Source organism: Flavobacterium enshiense DK69 (genome assembly GCF_000498495.1).
GTDB lineage: Bacteria > Bacteroidota > Bacteroidia > Flavobacteriales > Flavobacteriaceae > Flavobacterium > Flavobacterium enshiense.
On record NZ_AVCS01000006.1, the window covers coordinates 376,475 to 392,777 of the forward strand.

At 39.1% G+C, this 16,303-nt stretch carries 19 protein-coding genes; 16 read left to right on the plus strand and 3 right to left on the minus strand.

Annotation, left to right across the window (positions count from 1 at the left end; all coding sequences use genetic code 11):
* Positions 1 to 151 precede the first annotated feature (151 nt).
* Positions 152 to 835, plus strand: coding sequence for a response regulator transcription factor (locus FEDK69T_RS04470; RefSeq protein WP_023572957.1), 684 nt, complete (start codon positions 152 to 154; stop codon positions 833 to 835).
* Positions 836 to 1,879: a sensor histidine kinase gene (locus FEDK69T_RS04475; protein WP_023572958.1), complete on the plus strand. Its 1,044-nt coding sequence runs from the start codon at positions 836 to 838 to the stop codon at positions 1,877 to 1,879. It abuts the gene before it with no gap.
* On the opposite strand, the gene FEDK69T_RS04480 is transcribed toward FEDK69T_RS04475, so the two are convergent.
* Positions 1,862 to 2,914, minus strand: a complete 1,053-nt coding sequence (locus tag FEDK69T_RS04480; protein WP_023572959.1) for a glycosyltransferase — start codon at positions 2,912 to 2,914, stop codon at positions 1,862 to 1,864. The genes FEDK69T_RS04475 and FEDK69T_RS04480 overlap by 18 nt on opposite strands.
* 154 nt (positions 2,915 to 3,068) lie before the next feature.
* On the opposite strand from FEDK69T_RS04480, the gene trmB reads away from it, so the two are divergent.
* The 14 genes from trmB to FEDK69T_RS04550 all read left to right on the plus strand — a co-directional run bounded on the left by trmB (position 3,069) and on the right by FEDK69T_RS04550 (position 14,117).
* On the plus strand, positions 3,069 to 3,743 hold the full coding sequence (gene trmB / locus FEDK69T_RS04485) for a tRNA (guanosine(46)-N7)-methyltransferase TrmB (RefSeq protein ID WP_023572960.1): 675 nt from the start codon (positions 3,069 to 3,071) through the stop codon (positions 3,741 to 3,743).
* Positions 3,743 to 4,372: a LysE family transporter gene (locus FEDK69T_RS04490; protein WP_035630825.1), complete on the plus strand. Its 630-nt coding sequence runs from the start codon at positions 3,743 to 3,745 to the stop codon at positions 4,370 to 4,372. The genes trmB and FEDK69T_RS04490 overlap by 1 nt, the downstream gene beginning before the upstream one ends.
* Before the next feature lie 2 nt (positions 4,373 to 4,374).
* Positions 4,375 to 4,704, plus strand: a complete 330-nt coding sequence (locus FEDK69T_RS04495) for an MGMT family protein (RefSeq protein ID WP_023572962.1) — start codon at positions 4,375 to 4,377, stop codon at positions 4,702 to 4,704.
* Between the two features lie 129 nt (positions 4,705 to 4,833).
* Entirely contained in the window at positions 4,834 to 5,961 is a 1,128-nt protein-coding gene (locus tag FEDK69T_RS04500; protein WP_023572963.1) for an Mrp/NBP35 family ATP-binding protein, read from the plus strand.
* Positions 5,962 to 6,047: 86 nt separating this feature from the next.
* Positions 6,048 to 6,287, plus strand: a complete 240-nt coding sequence (locus tag FEDK69T_RS04505; protein WP_035630849.1) for a NifU family protein — start codon at positions 6,048 to 6,050, stop codon at positions 6,285 to 6,287.
* A gap of 203 nt (positions 6,288 to 6,490) precedes the next feature.
* Positions 6,491 to 7,543: an NAD(P)/FAD-dependent oxidoreductase gene (locus FEDK69T_RS04510; protein ID WP_023572965.1), complete on the plus strand. Its 1,053-nt coding sequence runs from the start codon at positions 6,491 to 6,493 to the stop codon at positions 7,541 to 7,543.
* Between the two features lie 2 nt (positions 7,544 to 7,545).
* Positions 7,546 to 7,878, plus strand: coding sequence for a 2Fe-2S iron-sulfur cluster-binding family protein (locus FEDK69T_RS04515; protein WP_023572966.1), 333 nt, complete (start codon positions 7,546 to 7,548; stop codon positions 7,876 to 7,878).
* Between the two features lie 116 nt (positions 7,879 to 7,994).
* Positions 7,995 to 8,357: an S-adenosylmethionine decarboxylase family protein gene (locus tag FEDK69T_RS04520; protein WP_023572967.1), complete on the plus strand. Its 363-nt coding sequence runs from the start codon at positions 7,995 to 7,997 to the stop codon at positions 8,355 to 8,357.
* 102 nt (positions 8,358 to 8,459) lie between these two features.
* Positions 8,460 to 9,587 carry a DUF4178 domain-containing protein gene (locus FEDK69T_RS04525; RefSeq protein ID WP_162147240.1) on the plus strand — a complete coding sequence of 376 codons (1,128 nt, stop codon included), beginning with the start codon at positions 8,460 to 8,462 and terminating at the stop codon, positions 9,585 to 9,587.
* Positions 9,588 to 9,589: 2 nt separating this feature from the next.
* Entirely contained in the window at positions 9,590 to 9,775 is a 186-nt protein-coding gene (locus tag FEDK69T_RS04530) for a hypothetical protein (protein WP_023572969.1), read from the plus strand.
* A 19-nt stretch (positions 9,776 to 9,794) separates the two neighbouring features.
* Positions 9,795 to 10,010: a DUF350 domain-containing protein gene (locus FEDK69T_RS04535; protein WP_023572970.1), complete on the plus strand. Its 216-nt coding sequence runs from the start codon at positions 9,795 to 9,797 to the stop codon at positions 10,008 to 10,010.
* Positions 10,003 to 11,520 (plus strand): polyamine aminopropyltransferase, encoded by a 1,518-nt coding sequence (locus tag FEDK69T_RS04540; RefSeq protein ID WP_035630824.1) that lies wholly within the window; start codon positions 10,003 to 10,005, stop codon positions 11,518 to 11,520. The genes FEDK69T_RS04535 and FEDK69T_RS04540 overlap by 8 nt, the downstream gene beginning before the upstream one ends.
* Positions 11,498 to 13,123 carry a flavin monoamine oxidase family protein gene (locus FEDK69T_RS04545; protein WP_051385065.1) on the plus strand — a complete coding sequence of 542 codons (1,626 nt, stop codon included), beginning with the start codon at positions 11,498 to 11,500 and terminating at the stop codon, positions 13,121 to 13,123. The genes FEDK69T_RS04540 and FEDK69T_RS04545 overlap by 23 nt, the downstream gene beginning before the upstream one ends.
* Positions 13,101 to 14,117: a hypothetical protein gene (locus tag FEDK69T_RS04550; RefSeq protein ID WP_035630844.1), complete on the plus strand. Its 1,017-nt coding sequence runs from the start codon at positions 13,101 to 13,103 to the stop codon at positions 14,115 to 14,117. Before FEDK69T_RS04545 ends, FEDK69T_RS04550 begins: the two co-directional genes overlap by 23 nt.
* Positions 14,118 to 14,146: 29 nt before the next feature.
* On the opposite strand, the gene FEDK69T_RS04555 is transcribed toward FEDK69T_RS04550, so the two are convergent.
* Together FEDK69T_RS04555 and FEDK69T_RS04560 are read right to left on the minus strand one after the other, a co-directional pair.
* Positions 14,147 to 14,929, minus strand: coding sequence for a DUF3050 domain-containing protein (locus FEDK69T_RS04555; RefSeq protein ID WP_035630842.1), 783 nt, complete (start codon positions 14,927 to 14,929; stop codon positions 14,147 to 14,149).
* Positions 14,930 to 15,022: 93 nt separating this feature from the next.
* The gene (locus tag FEDK69T_RS04560) at positions 15,023 to 16,201 is read right to left on the minus strand and encodes an acyl-CoA dehydrogenase family protein (protein WP_023572974.1); all 1,179 of its coding nucleotides are present in this window, start codon (positions 16,199 to 16,201) and stop codon (positions 15,023 to 15,025) included.
* Positions 16,202 to 16,303: the final 102 nt, after the last annotated feature.

Consider the following 16,303-nt stretch of genomic DNA (forward strand, 5'->3'; position numbering starts at 1 on the left):
TAATTTGAGGTTATAGACTTGTTATGCTTTTGTTTGTGTCCTGTTATCAAATTGTTACTACATTAAATAATCGTTAAGTCGTGGGGTGTAAGATTAATCGTTTTGTATTATCTTTACCTTTACATCCCGAAAACACATAAGAGTGTCATATATGAAAAAAAAAGACATTAAGATTTTATTGGTTGATGACGAACCGGATATTTTGGAAATCGTAGGGTATAATTTGACCCAGGAGGGATATCAGGTGGTAACGGCAAACAACGGTAAAGAAGCTATTGCCAAAGCTAAAAAAGAGCTTCCGCAACTTATTATTATGGATGTGATGATGCCGGAAATGGACGGTATGGAAGCCTGTGAAAATATTCGTAAAATACCTGAACTGACAGATGTTATCATAGCGTTTTTAACAGCCAGAAACGAAGATTATTCACAAGTGGCCGGTTTTGATGCAGGGGCCGATGATTACATTGCAAAACCGATTAAGCCGAAATTACTGGTAAGTAAAGTAAAAGCTTTGTTACGCCGACTTAAGGGTGAAGATGCAAAAGGCGATGTGATTCGTGTAGGGGAGATTGAAATCAACCGCGAAGAATACAAAATAATCAGCGCAGGTAAAGAAATCATCCTGCCGAGAAAAGAGTTTGAATTGTTTTATCTTTTAGCCACTAAACCCGGAAAAGTATTCAAACGAGAAGAGATTTTGGATAAAGTTTGGGGTAATGAAGTAGTTGTGGGCGGAAGAACTATAGACGTTCACATCAGAAAATTAAGAGAAAAAATCGGAGACGATTTGTTCAAAACTATTAAAGGAGTAGGCTATAAGCTGGAGCTGTAAATGAGTATAAGCTTTAAGAAATCATACAAATTTGCCGTAAAATCTGCGTTTTATATCACGTTGTTTGCAACAGGGTTTGTTGCTATTTTGCTGTATTTTTTTCTTGAAATCAATTATCTTTTCCTGGCAGTATTTACCTTTGCCATTTTCCTTTTTTCTTTTTTTGTGCTGCAATTCCGCGTTGAGAAATTTATCTATAAGCGCGTTAAGAAAATCTACGACGATGTGTCGCTTTTGGATTCCACGACGTTGCGAAATCAGCCAATTACTACAGATATGGCAACGCTGACGCTTGATGTACAAAAATTCGCCCGTGAGAAAAAAATCGAAATAGAAATGTTGAAAGTTCGTGAGGAATACCGCAGGGAGTTTCTGGGGAATGTTTCTCACGAATTGAAAACACCACTTTTTACAGTTCAGGGCTATCTGTCAACACTGTTAGATGGTGCCATGAACGACAAATCCATCCGTAAAAAGTATCTGGAACGCGCCGAAAAAGGTGTGGAGCGGTTGATCAATATCGTAAAAGATCTTGACATGATTTCCAAACTGGAAACCGGCGACCAAAATCTGAATTTCACCAAATTCAATATAGTGGATGTGGTGCAGAATGTTTTTGATTTGTTGGAAATGAAAGCCGACGAGAAAAGCATCATGCTCATGTTTGACATGAAATACACTAAGCCGATTTATGTACATGCCGATCAGGAAAAAATAGAACAGGTATTGACCAACCTGATTATGAATTCGGTTAAATACGGAAAAGAAAAAGGCACTACAGAAGTCAGCATAGAGAATTTAACCAATAACAAAGTGATTGTCCGGGTGACCGATAACGGAGAAGGGATAGAGAGTCACAATGTTCCCAGACTGTTCGAACGTTTTTTCCGTGTAGACAAAAGCGGCTCCCGTTCGGAAGGCGGTTCGGGATTAGGACTTTCCATCGTGAAACATATTATCGAGGCGCATCACGAGAAGATTTATGTGGAGAGCAAATACGGTTTTGGCTCCGAATTTTCGTTTACCTTAGAAAAGGCTAAATAATTCTTTCCAATCCGGTTCTTCGTTTGCAATATTTTTCAATCCGTGATAAAGATCGGTCTGAAGTAAATGTTCAGCTTTGAAATCATTTTGTTTTGATGATGGAACCATTCCTTTTTTCTTTAATTTTTTGGCTAAATATTCCTGTTCGTACTGTCCGGGAGTTGGAATGAAAAACGCCTTTTTGCTCAATTTTGCCAAATCCATGATGGTTGTGTAACCCGAACGGGAAAGAACCATTTTGCTTTGGTTGAACGCTGTTTCCAGTTCGGCTGAACTCATGAAATTATAACAGGTCATGTTAAATCGTTTACTGCTTTTTTGCTCTTCTTCGATCACGCCCCGAACGAAAAGGATAGTGCCATTGTAGTTTTTTAATTCCAAGCGCAGTTTTTCTTCAAGCAAAGTACGTTGAGGTTCGGGCCCTGATAAAATAACCATCAGGTCGTAGATTTCTTCAAGGTCTTTTTTGTGAAAACGGCTTAGCGGACCAATGTACTTCAGTTTGAGGGATGTTCTTCTTAAATGCCCTAATTTCCCTGATAAATTTGGTTTTTCGGCAACATCCGGAACCCAGCAGTTGTCAAATTTTCGAATAAAGAGCTGATGGATTTTTGTAGTAATCCAAGAGGTGTTTCCGGTAAGAACATTCAATTGATGGGTAATGAAAACAGATGGCGTTTTTTTGGAATGAACCCCCAAGCGGTTATCCGAAATAATTCCGTAGATATCATATTGCTGAATCCATTTTTCAACGGTTTTCCTTTCATGACGAACCGCTTCGACCATATTGGGGATTTGCCGAAACAGTTTCCATTTGAAATGGGCTCCTTTTTGGGCGTACTGAATTTTGTAAGAAGGAAGTTCCAAAGCGGTAAGATGGGGAAATTCTTTTTTTAATAGCGCCAGGGCGACACCATCCGAAGCGAGCATGGGCTCAAAACCGTTTTTTTCCAAGGCATGAATAATCGGAATACAGCGCGTGGCGTGGCCTAAACCCCAATTTAAAGGTGCTACTAAAATTCTTTTTTTATTCATTTTTATTGAAGGTTGACAATAAAGCGACTTAACTGTTTAGTAACCAATTCTTTTAAATGGAATGCTTATCTTTGGCCGCAAAATAATACTGCAAAGTAAAACTATTTTTATTGCGGTATATTTCCTTAATTTTACCAAAATTTTAAATTAAGTCGTGGGAAGTAAAAATAAATTAAAAAGATTTAAGGAAAACGCTTCATTTAACAATGTTTTTCAGCCGACACGTGAGGAAGTTGTTAATGAGGAGTTTCCTTTGAAAGGGAAGTGGAATAAAGAAGTATTCAAAAACAACCATCCATTGGTATTGGAGTTGGGTTGTGGAAAAGGAGAATATTCTGTTGGTTTGGCAAATCGTTATCCCGAAAAGAATTTTATCGGTATCGATATCAAAGGAGCCCGATTCTGGCGCGGAGCCAAAACGGCGGTAGACAGCGATATGAACAATGTAGCTTTTTTGCGTACCCAAATCGAATTGATTGAGCATTGCTTTGCAGAAGGAGAAGTGGACGAAATCTGGATTACATTTCCAGACCCTCAAATCAAATACAAAAGAACAAAACATCGTTTAACCAATTCCGAGTTCTTACAACGTTATAAAAAAATCCTGAAACACGGAGGTATTATGAATTTGAAAACGGACAGCGAATTCATGCATGGGTATACTCTTGGGTTGCTTCACGGACAAGGACACGAAGTGATTTATGCGAATCATAACGTGTATAAAAACGAAGGAGCGCCTGAAGAGGTTACGGCGATTCAGACATTCTACGAAAGCCAGTACTTGGAGCAGGATAAACCGATTACGTACATCCAATTCAAAATCAAATAATGAATTATTTTTTGCCGCTAATAATCGGTTTTACCGCAGCGTCAGTTGGGGTGGCTCCTCCGGGGCTGCTCAATATGACTGCGGCAAAAGTAAGCGCAGTGGATGGCAGAAACCGGGCTTTGATGTTTGCTCTTGGGGCCAGTGTTACGGTTTTTTTTCAAACCTATATTGCTGTTTTATTCGCTAAATTCATAGACAGGAATCCCGATATTGTAGTTCTTTTGCAAGAAGTCGGGGTTTTTATTTTTTCAGGACTAACCATCTACTTTTTTTGGGCAGGCAAAAAGAAAAAAAAGAAAGAAGAGGCCTTTAAAACAAGAAGCAAAACCAGTCGTTTCTTTTTAGGAATGCTGCTTTCTTTTCTCAATTTGCTGCCTATTCCCTATCATGTGGTAATAAGCATCTGGTGTTCCCGAAAAGGATGGTTTTTCTTTAACCAGTCGGATATCTCACTTTTTGTTTTAGGTTCGGTAACGGGGTCTTTTTTAATGTTTTATCTCTATATTTTATTTTTTAAGAGAAAAGAGACTGATGAGCCCTCGTTTCTGATGGTCAACGGGAATTACATCATCGGAACCGTGACCGGAATCATTTCATTGTTTACAATTTTTAGAATCATAACCAGTTAAAAATGGCTTCGGATAACGATAATTTTTTCGAGAGAGTCTACGCGGTTGCCCGCCAAATCCCTTACGGAAAAGTTACGTCATACGGCGCTATTGCAAAAGCACTTGGAGTAGCACGTTCAGCAAGGATGGTAGGCTGGGCCATGAATGCATCCCATTTAAAAGAAGATATTCCTGCGCACAGGGTGGTTAACCGCAAAGGAATGCTTACCGGAAAGCATCATTTTGAAGGAACAAACCTCATGCAGCAATTGTTGGAGAGCGAAGGGATTAAGGTGGTCAATAATCAGATAGTAGATTTTGAAAAGTATTTCTGGCAACCGGAAGTTCAATAATATCTTAAAAATTCACAAAACTTTTGCGTTTAGCCTTTTCTCTATTAAACTTTTCAAGTTATCTTTGCAATCTAAAATCAGTCTTAATAAAGAACTGAAAAAGAAAGATTTAAAGCATTTTCACACAATATGAAATTAGACAGAAAAGAAATTCTTAGTGCTTTGGAAACCATTTCCATTGCTGGAGAAGGAAAGAATATGGTTGAAAGCGGAGCGGTACAAAACGTGATTACTTTCGGCGACGAAGTAGTAGTTGATTTGGTTTTAAACACTCCGGCCCTGCATATCAAAAAACGTGCTGAGGTAGATATCATCAAAGTTATCCACGAAAAAATATACGAAAAAGCAAAGGTTAAGGTCAACATCAAGGTGGAGGCTCCGGAAAAACCTGAGATCAAAGGGAAATCCATTCCGGGAATCAGCAACATTATCGCCGTTTCTTCCGGAAAAGGAGGAGTAGGTAAATCTACTATCACGGCTAATTTAGCAGTGTCTTTGGCGAATATGGGCTTTAAAGTAGGTGTTTTGGATGCCGATATTTACGGGCCATCAATGCCTATCATGTTCGATGTTGAAAAATCAAAACCGATTTCAGTTGAGGTTGGCGGTAAATCAAAAATGAAACCGATCACCAGCTACGGAGTTGAATTGCTTTCCATCGGATTCTTTACCAGTCCTGATCAGGCCGTTATCTGGAGAGGGCCTATGGCTTCCAAAGCCTTAAACCAAATGATTTTTGACGCCGATTGGGGTGAATTGGATTTCATGTTAGTGGATTTGCCACCGGGAACAGGAGATATCCATTTATCCATAATGCAATCGTTGCCGCTTACGGGAGCAGTTGTCGTGAGTACGCCTCAGGCAGTGGCTTTGGCCGATGCGAAAAAAGGAGTGGCGATGTTCCAGAACGAAAGCATCAACGTGCCGGTATTGGGAATTATCGAAAACATGGCTTATTTCACTCCGGAAGAATTGCCGGAAAATAAATATTACATCTTCGGAAAAGAAGGGGCTAAAAATCTTGCGGCCGACCTGAACGTGCCTTTCCTTGGTGAAGTGCCAATCGTTCAAAGTATTCGTGAGGCAGGAGACTACGGCCGTCCGGCAGCGTTGCAGACCGCTACTGTAGTACAGGCAGCGTTCGAAGAATTGGCCAGAAGCGTGGTTTCGGAAACAGTAAAAAGAAACGACAGCCTTCCGCCGACCGAAGCAATTAAAATTACAACAATGGCAGGATGCTCTGCTGTTAAAAAATAGATTTTTAGATTTTTAGGCATTCGATAGTCAGAAAAACAATTGATGTCTGAAATTCCAATAATCCAATAATCCAACAATCTAAAATGATGAATACAGAAGAACTTAAGTCTACCGTAGAAAAGGCACTGGATGAAATTCGTCCGTTTTTAAATTCTGATGGAGGAGATATTTCCCTGGTGGAAATTGAAGACGGGAAACATGTAAAAGTGCGTTTGGAAGGAGCATGCATTTCCTGTAAAATCAACCAGATGACCTTAAAGGCGGGTGTGGAAACTACCATTAAAAAGTATGCTCCGCAAATAGAAACTGTTGTGAATATCGCCTAATTTTAGGGCGTGACCACAAGGGTCGGGCTATCCGCTCTATCTTTTTATTGAGGTTGTTTTGAGAACAACCCCAATAAAAAGGATGCCGCTCCCATCCCTCACGCAGAACTGACATAAATCATGTTTTGTGAGGCTGTCACCTTGTAACTTTGTCACTCTGACATAAGTTAGAATGACGAACAGATGCAATAAACTTTTGAAAAATGATTGAAACTGATATACTTATCATCGGAGCAGGTCCTACGGGGCTTTTCGCCGTTTTTGAAGCAGGGCTTTTAAAGCTGAAATGTCACATCATTGATGGTCTGCCACAACCGGGCGGACAGTTAACCGAATTATATCCCAAAAAACCTATTTTCGATATTCCGGGGTTCCCTTCTGTATTGGCGGGAGACTTGGTTCACAATCTTATGGAACAGATCAAGCAGTTTCAGCCTGGTTTTACCTTAGGAGAAGTTGCTGAAAAAATTGAAAAACTGGAAGACGGCACATTCATCGTAACGACCAATAAAGGAACCGAGCATAAAGCAAAAGCGGTTGCTATTGCGGGTGGTTTGGGAAGTTTCGAGCCAAGAAAACCATTAATAGAAGATATTGAATTTTACGAAGAAAAAGGGGTAGAATATTTTGTGAAAGATCCGGAAAAGTTCCGTCACAAACGTATTGTAATTGCCGGAGGAGGTGATTCGGCGTTGGATTGGAGTATTTTCCTTGCCGATGTAGCGAAAGAGGTTACATTAATTCACCGAAGAAACGAATTCCGTGGCGCTTTAGATTCTGTGGAGAAAGTTCAGGAATTGAAGCATGCCGGAAAAATCCACCTGATAACTCCTGCCGAAGTAGTTGGCCTAAACGGATCAGAACATTTGGAATCCATCGATATTGATGAAAACGGGGCGCATCGTAATATCAAAACAGATTATTTCATTCCGCTATTCGGACTTACGCCAAAATTAGGGCCGATTGCGCATTGGGGATTGGAAATTGAGAAGAACGCTATTGTTGTAAACAACGCCTTGGATTACCAAACCAATATTGAAGGTATCTACGCAATTGGCGATGTAAATACCTATCCGGGTAAACTGAAACTGATTTTGTGTGGTTTCCACGAAGCTACCTTAATGTGTCAGTCGGTGTACAATAAACTGAATCCGGGTAAAAAATATGTACTAAAATATACTACTGTTTCCGGTGTTGACGGTTTTGACGGAACCCGCAAAGAGGCTGAAAAAGCTGTAGTTAAAGCAATAGATTAATCATGTCACAAGACGTAACTATCAAAATCATCGACCGTGAAGGTGTGCCTCATGAAGTTCAGGCACCAACGGATATGAACATGAATATCATGGAGTTGGTTCGAGCTTATGAATTGGCTCCCGAAGGGACCATCGGTATTTGTGGGGGAATGGCCATGTGTGCTTCTTGTCAGTGTTATGTTTTAAACGATGTGGAACTTCCTGAAAAATCCGCTGATGAAGATGCTATGCTTTGGGAGGCTTTCAATGTGAAAGAAAACAGCCGATTGGGTTGCCAGATTCATATCACTCCCGAGATTAACGGTTTGGAAGTGGAACTTGCTCCGGAATCGTAAACCCTGAATTCTGAAAAAGACAAGCGAAGATTTTTCTTCGCTTTTTTTGTAACAAAATTTTAACGGCTGCGTATAATCACAATATTCCGCAAAAAAAGGAATTAGGGACTATTTAGATGAATTTAACTTCCTATTCGCCGGGTTTACACAAACTGGTAACACTTCAGGTTAACGAAATGAAAAAGCTTACGGACAGTAAGCGGTTTGTGGCTGTCACAGAATCTATTCTTGAAAAATTCAATCTTGAAAAAGTGGGGCTTGTGGTTCATGATTTCGAGAATGACAGTTTTACAATCGCAGTATGCCTGAAAGAATCCCATATCTGTATACACACTTGGCCGGAATACAATCAGTTGACTTTGGATGTTTATTTGTGCAATTACTTACAGGATAATTCAGTAAAAGTAAAAGCGGTAACCCAGGAATATATCGATTATTTTAGCGCGACAATTATTAAAGATTTCGAAATTAACAGATAGGATATGAAGGTTCCTTGTTATCATTGTGATGTCACTACCGATGTAGATGTTAATTTTGAAGTGAAAACTTTCGTCTGTCCCAATTGCCAAAATCTTTATCTTATGGCTGAAGATGGGCTCCGTTCTCAAAAAAGCTTCAGTCACAAAAGGCCTTTAATAGGGCTGAATGTGGGGCAGAAGGGAAAACTGCGTGGGGAAGAATACACAGTAACTGGAGTTCTAACCAAAAAAGCCTACGGGAGTTATTATTGGGACGAATATATTCTGGAAAGTAAAAAAGGAGATTTTATCTACCTTTCGGAGGCCAGCGGTCATTGGATTTTACTTAAAGAAGTTGAGGATAGCTATGATGTGAAAAATCATCCCAGATTTTTGACGCATAATGAAATCCGTATGAATCTCTACGATTATACCGATACGGAAATTGTTGCTGCACAAGGGTATTTCGATTTTGTGATTCCGGTTAAAAAGGTGCATATGGTTGAGTATATTCAGCCGCCCTATATCATATCAATTGAAACATTGGGTGATCAGGAATCTGTTTTTTTTGGGGAACATATTTCTGTTAAGGAAATTAAAAAAGGATTTTCGATGCCTAAAACACCAATGAAGACAGGAATCGGAATGGTACAGCCTTTTTTGATTGATGTTCGGAATTTAGCGATAATAATGTGTTCGGTAGCAGTATTGATTTTGTCCTCACACATGTTTATTTATAGTGACAGAACAGAACAGGTCGTTTTGAGCGAATCTATGACTTTTGATCAGTATAAAGACAAGTCATTTGTAAGTCCTTCTTTTGTTTTGAAAGGCGGTTCGGCGCCACTAACTATTTCTACCCACTCGGACGTTGATAACTCGTGGGCAAATCTTCAGGTGGCTTTGGTAAACGAAAAAACAAATGAAGAGGTTTATGCTAACAAAGACATTGAATATTATCACGGTTATACGGAAGGAGAACACTGGACAGAAGGTGATACTTCAGAAGAATTCAATATTTGCGGTGTCAATGAAGGGACATATCATATTGTGGTTACCCCGATGAAAGCTCCGGAAGACATAACAAATAATTTTATAAAGGTAAATGCGGTCTGGAATCAGCCTTCCATGTGGAATGTTTGGATGCCTATTTTGTTTATGGGTATTTTGACAGTCGGATTGTATTATCTTTCTGTTTATTTCGAACAAAAAAGATGGGCGGAAAGCAGTTATTCGCCTTATGACAAATAATCATGAACACTATTTATAAACTAATTAAAAATAATTTAATTGCCATCGTCATCGGATTGTTTTTTTATCTGATGTTTTTGCATTTTACGTATTCCGGAAACAGAATATGTGATTGCGAATCAACCGAAAATTACAGCCCGAATCGAACGGGAAGTCATGTGGCAGTAAATCGTTTTTATCATAAATAATATTAAAAAAAGCATCACTATGGATATTTTGACAGCCAAACCAATTTTAAATTCCGTTATTTTTTCACTTTTAGGTATCGCCATTTTACTGGTTACCTACTTTATTATTGAAAAACTTACACCGGAGAATACCTGGAAAGAAATTGTACAGAAAAATAATGTTGCCATTGCCATCGTTTTTGGGGCATTCATCATTGGGATTTCAATGATTATCAGTGCCGCTATCCATGGGTAAACGATTTTTAAAATTTGAGTTTTTACTTCTTTTAGCGGTATTTACCATTGCTACCTGCGGATTGGTGTATGAACTGGTCGCGGGCACCTTGGCCAGCTATCTGTTAGGTGATTCGGTGAAACAGTTCTCTTTCATTATCGGAGTATATCTTTTTTCGATGGGGGTGGGTTCTTATTTTTCGAAATTTCTCCAACGCAATATGCTGAATACTTTCGTGGAAATCGAAATCCTCGTGGGTTTGGTCGGCGGATTGAGTTCGGTTGTTCTTTTCCTGTTGTTTGAAAGTGTTCATTATTTCCAGTTTATCCTATATTTTTTGGTATTCATCACCGGATGTCTTGTAGGACTTGAGATTCCGCTCTTAATGAACATCTTGAAAGACAGGGTCAAGTTTCGTGATTTGGTGTCGAATGTTTTTACGTTTGATTACATCGGTGCTTTATTGGCATCCATTCTTTTTCCTTTGGTTTTGGTACCGCAATTGGGTGTGATGCGAACCTCGTTGTTCTTCGGAATGATTAATGTCAGTATCGCCATCGTTTTGTGTTTTTTGCTGAAATCGGAACTTAAAAAAGTATATCTGCTAAAAGCAAAAGCGATTGGGTCATTCGTCTTGCTCCTAGTGGTGTTTATCTTTTCCGATTCCATATTGTCTTTTTCAGAAGGGAAGCTGTACGGAGAAAATATAGTTTATTCGAGCTCCACAACTTATCAGCGTATTGTGCTGACACACAATAAAAGCGATTATCGATTGTATCTCAATAATAATTTACAGTTCAGTTCTGCTGACGAATACCGTTATCACGAAGCCTTGGTGCATCCGGTAATGGCAATAGCTCCAAAAGCCGAAAACGTTTTGGTTCTGGGAGGTGGCGATGGTTTAGCGGTTCGCGAAATTCTGAAATACAAAGAAGTGAAAGCCATTACATTGGTGGATTTGGATGAAGGGATGACAAAGCTGTTCAAAACCAATAAAATACTGACCGATTTAAACAAACAATCGTTAACGAATCCAAAAGTGAAAGTTTTCAATCAGGATGCTTATATCTGGTCTAAGAGTTGCAAACAGAAATTCGATGTTGTAATAGTTGATTTTCCCGATCCTTCTAATTATAGTTTGGGCAAACTCTATTCACTGAATTTTTATAAAACACTTCATAAGGTCCTTTCCAAGGATGCTGTTGTGGTGGTGCAAACGACATCGCCTTATTTTGCCCCGAAATCATTCTGGTGTATCAACAAAACCATGATGGAAGTTTTTTCCCAGGTGGACGCGTATCACGCTTACGTGCCGTCTTTTGGAGAATGGGGATTTACCATTGCTGCGAAGAGTTTTGCTACCAATTTTAATACCGTAAACAGGGAAGTTAAAGGGTTGCGATTTTACAATTATCAGTTTGAAAAACTGAATTATTTCTCAAAAGATATGATTTCAAAAGATATCGAAATCAACCGATTGGACAACCAGATTTTAGTGCGCTACTTCGATGAGGAATGGGGAAAATTATAATTCGAGACGGACGTTCCTGAAAGGAATTGCAGCTTCGTTATTGCTCCTTCCGATGTTGCAGTCGTGTAAAGAGAAAGTCATCACTATGTTCATTCGCCTTTCGGGGACCAATCATATTCTAGGACATAGGTTGCGGGTTAAAAATTTTCCGAAGCCGACACGTCAGATACATATTCCCTATCTGATTATTGGTGGCGGAATTTCCGGGTTGAGTGCGGCCCGTCAGTTTAGAAAAAGGGGGATTTCCGATTTTTTAGTATTGGAACTGGAAAATCATTTGGGCGGAAATTCTTCCAACGGCGAAAACCAGTATTCCAAATTTCCTTTAGGAGCGCATTATCTGCCGTTGCCTAATTTTCATGATAAAACGTTGCTGAAATTTCTGGAGGAAGAAAAAATAATCCTTGGTTATAATGCCAAAGGCTTTCCGGAATTTGATGAAGCACAACTTACATTCACGCCTCAGGAACGGTTGTTTTATAAAAATGAATGGCAGGAAGGCTTGGTTCCCAAATACGGAAATTCAAATGCCGATGAGAATGAGTTTCAGGTTTTCTTCGCGAAAATGGATTATTTCCGTGAAACGAAAGGTGCTGACGGCAATTATCTTTTTGATATTCCGTTGATGAATTCTTCCAAAGATGCACAAACCTTAAAGTTAGACAACATCACCATGAAGCAATGGCTTGATGAAAATCAGCTTACTTCGAAATCGTTAATCGCTTATGTGGATTATTGTTGCCGGGACGATTTTGGTTTGGGTATTGATTTCGTTTCTGCCTGGGCGGGAATTCATTATTTCGCCGGAAGAAAGCATAACGTAACTTCTGATAGGAAAGAAAATGTGCTTACCTGGCCGGAGGGCAATGCAAGATTAGCAATGCATCTGAAAAAATATTCCGAAGGAAAAACACTGAAAAATCATTTGGCTTATGAAGTAAAGACTGCAGGAAATAAAACTGTTGTCCATGCTTTTGATGATAGAAAGAAAGAATCGGTGGAAATAATTGCGGATAAGGTCATTTTGGCAACGCCGCAATTCGTCAATCAGTATTTGCTTGAAAACAGAATGCAAATCGGTCGTGAATTCCAATATGCACCATGGCTTTTGGCTACATTAACGGTTTCTGATTTAACTGATAATTACAGCTATCCTTTGAGTTGGGATAATGTGATTCACGGTTCGAAAGGTTTGGGGTATATTTACGACCAACATCAGTCGGTGCAACAAGTGCAACCAAAAAAAGTGATAACCTATTATTACAGTTTTTCTTCTTCCGATATCAGAAAAAGCCGAAGAACACTATACCGGCAAAAAAAGGATTATTGGAAGCAAATGGTTTTTGACGATTTAAAAAAGGCGCATCCGGATATTGAGGAAAAAACAGAAGAAATTTCCATCCATTTATTGGGACACGGTATGATAAGTCCCGTTCCCGGATTTCTTTTTGGTGTCGCTAAGAAAGAAGCGGCTAAAAATATTGAAAATAAGATTTTCTTTGCTCATTCGGATTTGGCTGGGATTTCCATTTTCGAAGAAGCCTTTCATCAGGGTATAAATGTTGTAAATGCAATTTTGGATGGAACAACCTTGGATTCATAAAGTAAAAACGGATAGTGTTTTTATTCTTGCACCCTCTTTTGTTGTGGTAGCGATAGTGTTTTTATGCCAAAATTGGCTAAAGTCGGTTGAAGAGAATCATTCTTTTTATACTTGGTTATTTTTGATTGTTTTCATTGATGTGGCACACGTTTACGCTACCTTATTCAAGACCTATTTGGTGTCTTCGGAGTTCCGGAAAAGAAGAAAACTGTTAATTGCATTGCCTGTTATCTGTTTTGGTATTGGATTACTACTTTTTTCTTTCGGGAGTAAGGTTTTTTGGTCGGTATTGGCTTATGTAGCAGTGTTTCATTTTATACGTCAGCAATATGGCTTCATGCGGCTTTATGCAAGGAAGGAAAAAAAAACAAAGATAAACCGGAGGTTTGATGCTTTTGTGATTTATACGGCAACCGGTTTTCCGATGTTGTATTGGTTTCTTTCTTCCCCACGGACATTCAACTGGTTTGTGGAAGAGGAGTTTTTCCGGTTTGAAAATGAAACGCTAATCGAAGTGTTGACTTGGATTTATGGTGCTGTGATGTTTTTTTATATTTTGAGAACAGGTTATAAATCGATAATAGAAAACTATTTCAATATCCCTAAAAACGCAATCATTGCAGGGACCGCTTTGTCCTGGTATTTCGGGATTGTGTATTTCAACAATGATTTGGTGTTTACGTTGCTGAATGTTGTTTCGCATGGAATTCCGTATATGGCATTGATTTATTTTAAGGAAATCGATCAGAAAGATGTTTCTGAATTAGGCGTTTTACATCATCTGAAAGAATTTAAAGGCATTTTTCTTTATGTTGGCATTTTGCTTCTGATTGCTTTTTCAGAAGAGTATTTATGGGAAATATTGGTTTGGGAGGAGTACTTTTCCATGAATTTGGACGGTTTTTCAAATTGGCAGTTTTTAGTTGTTCCGCTGCTCACGGTTCCGCAGTTTACACATTATGTGTTAGACGGATTCATATGGAAATCAAAATAAAAAGTCCCGATACAATCGGGACTTTTTTATTATACAGCTAAATGCGTTTCGTTGATGTGTTCTTCAATTGCATCCCATAAACCGATGCGTTTCTCAAGCGCCTGAATCGAAATACTTTCTACTTCTTTCCATTTCTGGTTATCATTTCCGCAAAGTTCGGTTATCATTTTCATTGCCATCGGTCCGTGGTCGTCGGCATCCAGTTCGATATGTCTTTCGAAATAATAGATTAGTTTCGTTAAGTCAGCTTCCGGGAAATTCGCCTGGAAATTTTTCAGTATCTCAGAAAACATATCCGGAATCAAATCTTCACGGCCAAAAGTAAACGCTGCTGCAATTTCGTGCGGCTTACCGTGTTCAATTACCTGAAATGTAAAATCAAGGAATTCCTTAATTTTTGGATGCAAATCACTGATTTTAATGGATACGAAAATGTTCTGCATTGAAATCACGCTTTCCAGAAAAGTCTCTATGTTTGCAGTGTTTGCTCCACAAGCTTTCATAGCATCCAGGTACATCTCGAAATGGCTTTGCCTTTTTCCGTCAAGACTTATGTCGGATTCTTCAGCTAATACAATTTCATTAATAAGATAACGCATTTCCGCATTAGGTGAAGCGAACCAAGGTATCGTGGTACACGTCAGTTTTTGCTGAAGCGCCTTCAATAAAGACATAAAATCCCAAACGGCATACACATGTCCTTCCAGGAAATGACGTAAGTCGTCTACATTCTGAATTTGCTTGTACAGCGGGTGGTTTAGTAAAAGATCCTTTTGAGGTTGGATGCTTTTGTTTACGGTTTGGATATTCATAGCAATTGGGGTTTGAAATGCGAAATTAAAAAAAGCTCCCCATTGCAGAGAAGCTTTTAACATTGATTTAATCAATTGTGAAATTGATAAAAATTATTTGAATGCCGAGAAACCGGTTACGTCCATTCCTGTGATTAACAGGTGGATATCGTGAGTTCCCTCATAAGTGATTACCGATTCCAAATTCATCATGTGACGCATAATCGAATACTCGCCGGTGATACCCATTCCTCCTAACATTTGGCGTGCTTCACGTGCGATTTCGATTGCCATGTTCACGTTATTTCTTTTTGCCATAGAGATTTGAGCAGAAGTTGCTCTTCCTTCATTTCTCAAAACACCCAATCTCCAAGTCAATAATTGTGCTTTAGTGATTTCGGTGATCATTTCGGCTAATTTCTTTTGTTGTAATTGGTATGCACCGATTGGCTTATCAAACTGGATACGCTCTTTAGAGTAGCGTAAAGCCGTATCGTAACAATCCATTGCTGCTCCGATAGCGCCCCATGCAATACCGTAACGTGCTGAATCCAAACATCCAAGTGGTGCACCCAGACCTGATTTGTTTGGTAATAGGTTTTCTTTAGGAACTTTTACGTTGTCGAAAATCAATTCTCCGGTAGCTGAGGCTCTTAAAGACCATTTATTGTGTGTTTCCGGAGTTGAGAATCCTTCCATGCCTCTTTCTACGATTAAACCGTGAATTCTGCCAGTTTCATCTTTTGCCCAAACTACCGCAATATCTGCGAATGGTGCGTTTGAAATCCACATTTTGGCACCGTTCAACAAATAATGGTCACCCATATCTTTAAAATTGGTCACCATTCCACCAGGGTTGGAACCATAATCAGGTTCAGTTAAACCAAAACAGCCAATCCATTCTCCGGTAGCTAATTTTGGTAGATATTTCATGCGCTGCTCTTCGTTTCCGTACTTCCAAATTGGATACATTACCAAAGAAGACTGAACGGATGAAGTGGAACGCACACCCGAATCACCTCGCTCGATTTCCTGCATTATTAAGCCGTATGAGATTTGATCCAAACCGGCACCGCCATATTCTGCAGGGATATATGGTCCGAATCCACCGATTTCACCCAAACCTTTTACAATCTGTTTAGGGAATTCAGCTCTTTGTGCATATTCTTCAATAATAGGGGATACTTCTTTTTTAACCCACGCGCGTGCGGCGTCGCGTACTAATTTATGTTCGTCTGTCAGTAAGTCGTCTAACAGATAATAATCAGGAGCTTGGAATAAGTCTGGTTTCATCTAAATAAAATTTTTGGTTCACAAAAGTAAGAAAGAAATTTAACTATTCAATTTAAGGCTGTTATAATTTGTCTATTTTTTTAAATTTGAATAGTCAAAAAA

What these genes read in the sequence shown, in the direction of transcription:
- FEDK69T_RS04510 (WP_023572965.1), top strand. Translation starts at nt 6,491, where the DNA reads ATGATTGAAACTGATATACTTATCATCGGAGCAGGTCCTACGGGGCTT.
- FEDK69T_RS04525 (WP_162147240.1), top strand. Translation starts at nt 8,460, where the DNA reads ATGGCTGAAGATGGGCTCCGTTCTCAAAAAAGCTTCAGTCACAAAAGG.
- FEDK69T_RS04555 (WP_035630842.1), bottom strand. Translation starts at nt 14,929, where the DNA reads ATGAATATCCAAACCGTAAACAAAAGCATCCAACCTCAAAAGGATCTT.
- FEDK69T_RS04490 (WP_035630825.1), top strand. Translation starts at nt 3,743, where the DNA reads ATGAATTATTTTTTGCCGCTAATAATCGGTTTTACCGCAGCGTCAGTT.
- FEDK69T_RS04530 (WP_023572969.1), top strand. Translation starts at nt 9,590, where the DNA reads ATGAACACTATTTATAAACTAATTAAAAATAATTTAATTGCCATCGTC.
- FEDK69T_RS04560 (WP_023572974.1), bottom strand. Translation starts at nt 16,201, where the DNA reads ATGAAACCAGACTTATTCCAAGCTCCTGATTATTATCTGTTAGACGAC.
- FEDK69T_RS04475 (WP_023572958.1), top strand. Translation starts at nt 836, where the DNA reads ATGAGTATAAGCTTTAAGAAATCATACAAATTTGCCGTAAAATCTGCG.
- FEDK69T_RS04480 (WP_023572959.1), bottom strand. Translation starts at nt 2,914, where the DNA reads ATGAATAAAAAAAGAATTTTAGTAGCACCTTTAAATTGGGGTTTAGGC.
- FEDK69T_RS04520 (WP_023572967.1), top strand. Translation starts at nt 7,995, where the DNA reads ATGAATTTAACTTCCTATTCGCCGGGTTTACACAAACTGGTAACACTT.
- FEDK69T_RS04495 (WP_023572962.1), top strand. Translation starts at nt 4,375, where the DNA reads ATGGCTTCGGATAACGATAATTTTTTCGAGAGAGTCTACGCGGTTGCC.
- FEDK69T_RS04550 (WP_035630844.1), top strand. Translation starts at nt 13,101, where the DNA reads ATGGAACAACCTTGGATTCATAAAGTAAAAACGGATAGTGTTTTTATT.
- FEDK69T_RS04535 (WP_023572970.1), top strand. Translation starts at nt 9,795, where the DNA reads ATGGATATTTTGACAGCCAAACCAATTTTAAATTCCGTTATTTTTTCA.
- FEDK69T_RS04500 (WP_023572963.1), top strand. Translation starts at nt 4,834, where the DNA reads ATGAAATTAGACAGAAAAGAAATTCTTAGTGCTTTGGAAACCATTTCC.
- FEDK69T_RS04470 (WP_023572957.1), top strand. Translation starts at nt 152, where the DNA reads ATGAAAAAAAAAGACATTAAGATTTTATTGGTTGATGACGAACCGGAT.
- FEDK69T_RS04540 (WP_035630824.1), top strand. Translation starts at nt 10,003, where the DNA reads ATGGGTAAACGATTTTTAAAATTTGAGTTTTTACTTCTTTTAGCGGTA.
- FEDK69T_RS04545 (WP_051385065.1), top strand. Translation starts at nt 11,498, where the DNA reads ATGAGGAATGGGGAAAATTATAATTCGAGACGGACGTTCCTGAAAGGA.
- FEDK69T_RS04505 (WP_035630849.1), top strand. Translation starts at nt 6,048, where the DNA reads ATGAATACAGAAGAACTTAAGTCTACCGTAGAAAAGGCACTGGATGAA.
- FEDK69T_RS04515 (WP_023572966.1), top strand. Translation starts at nt 7,546, where the DNA reads ATGTCACAAGACGTAACTATCAAAATCATCGACCGTGAAGGTGTGCCT.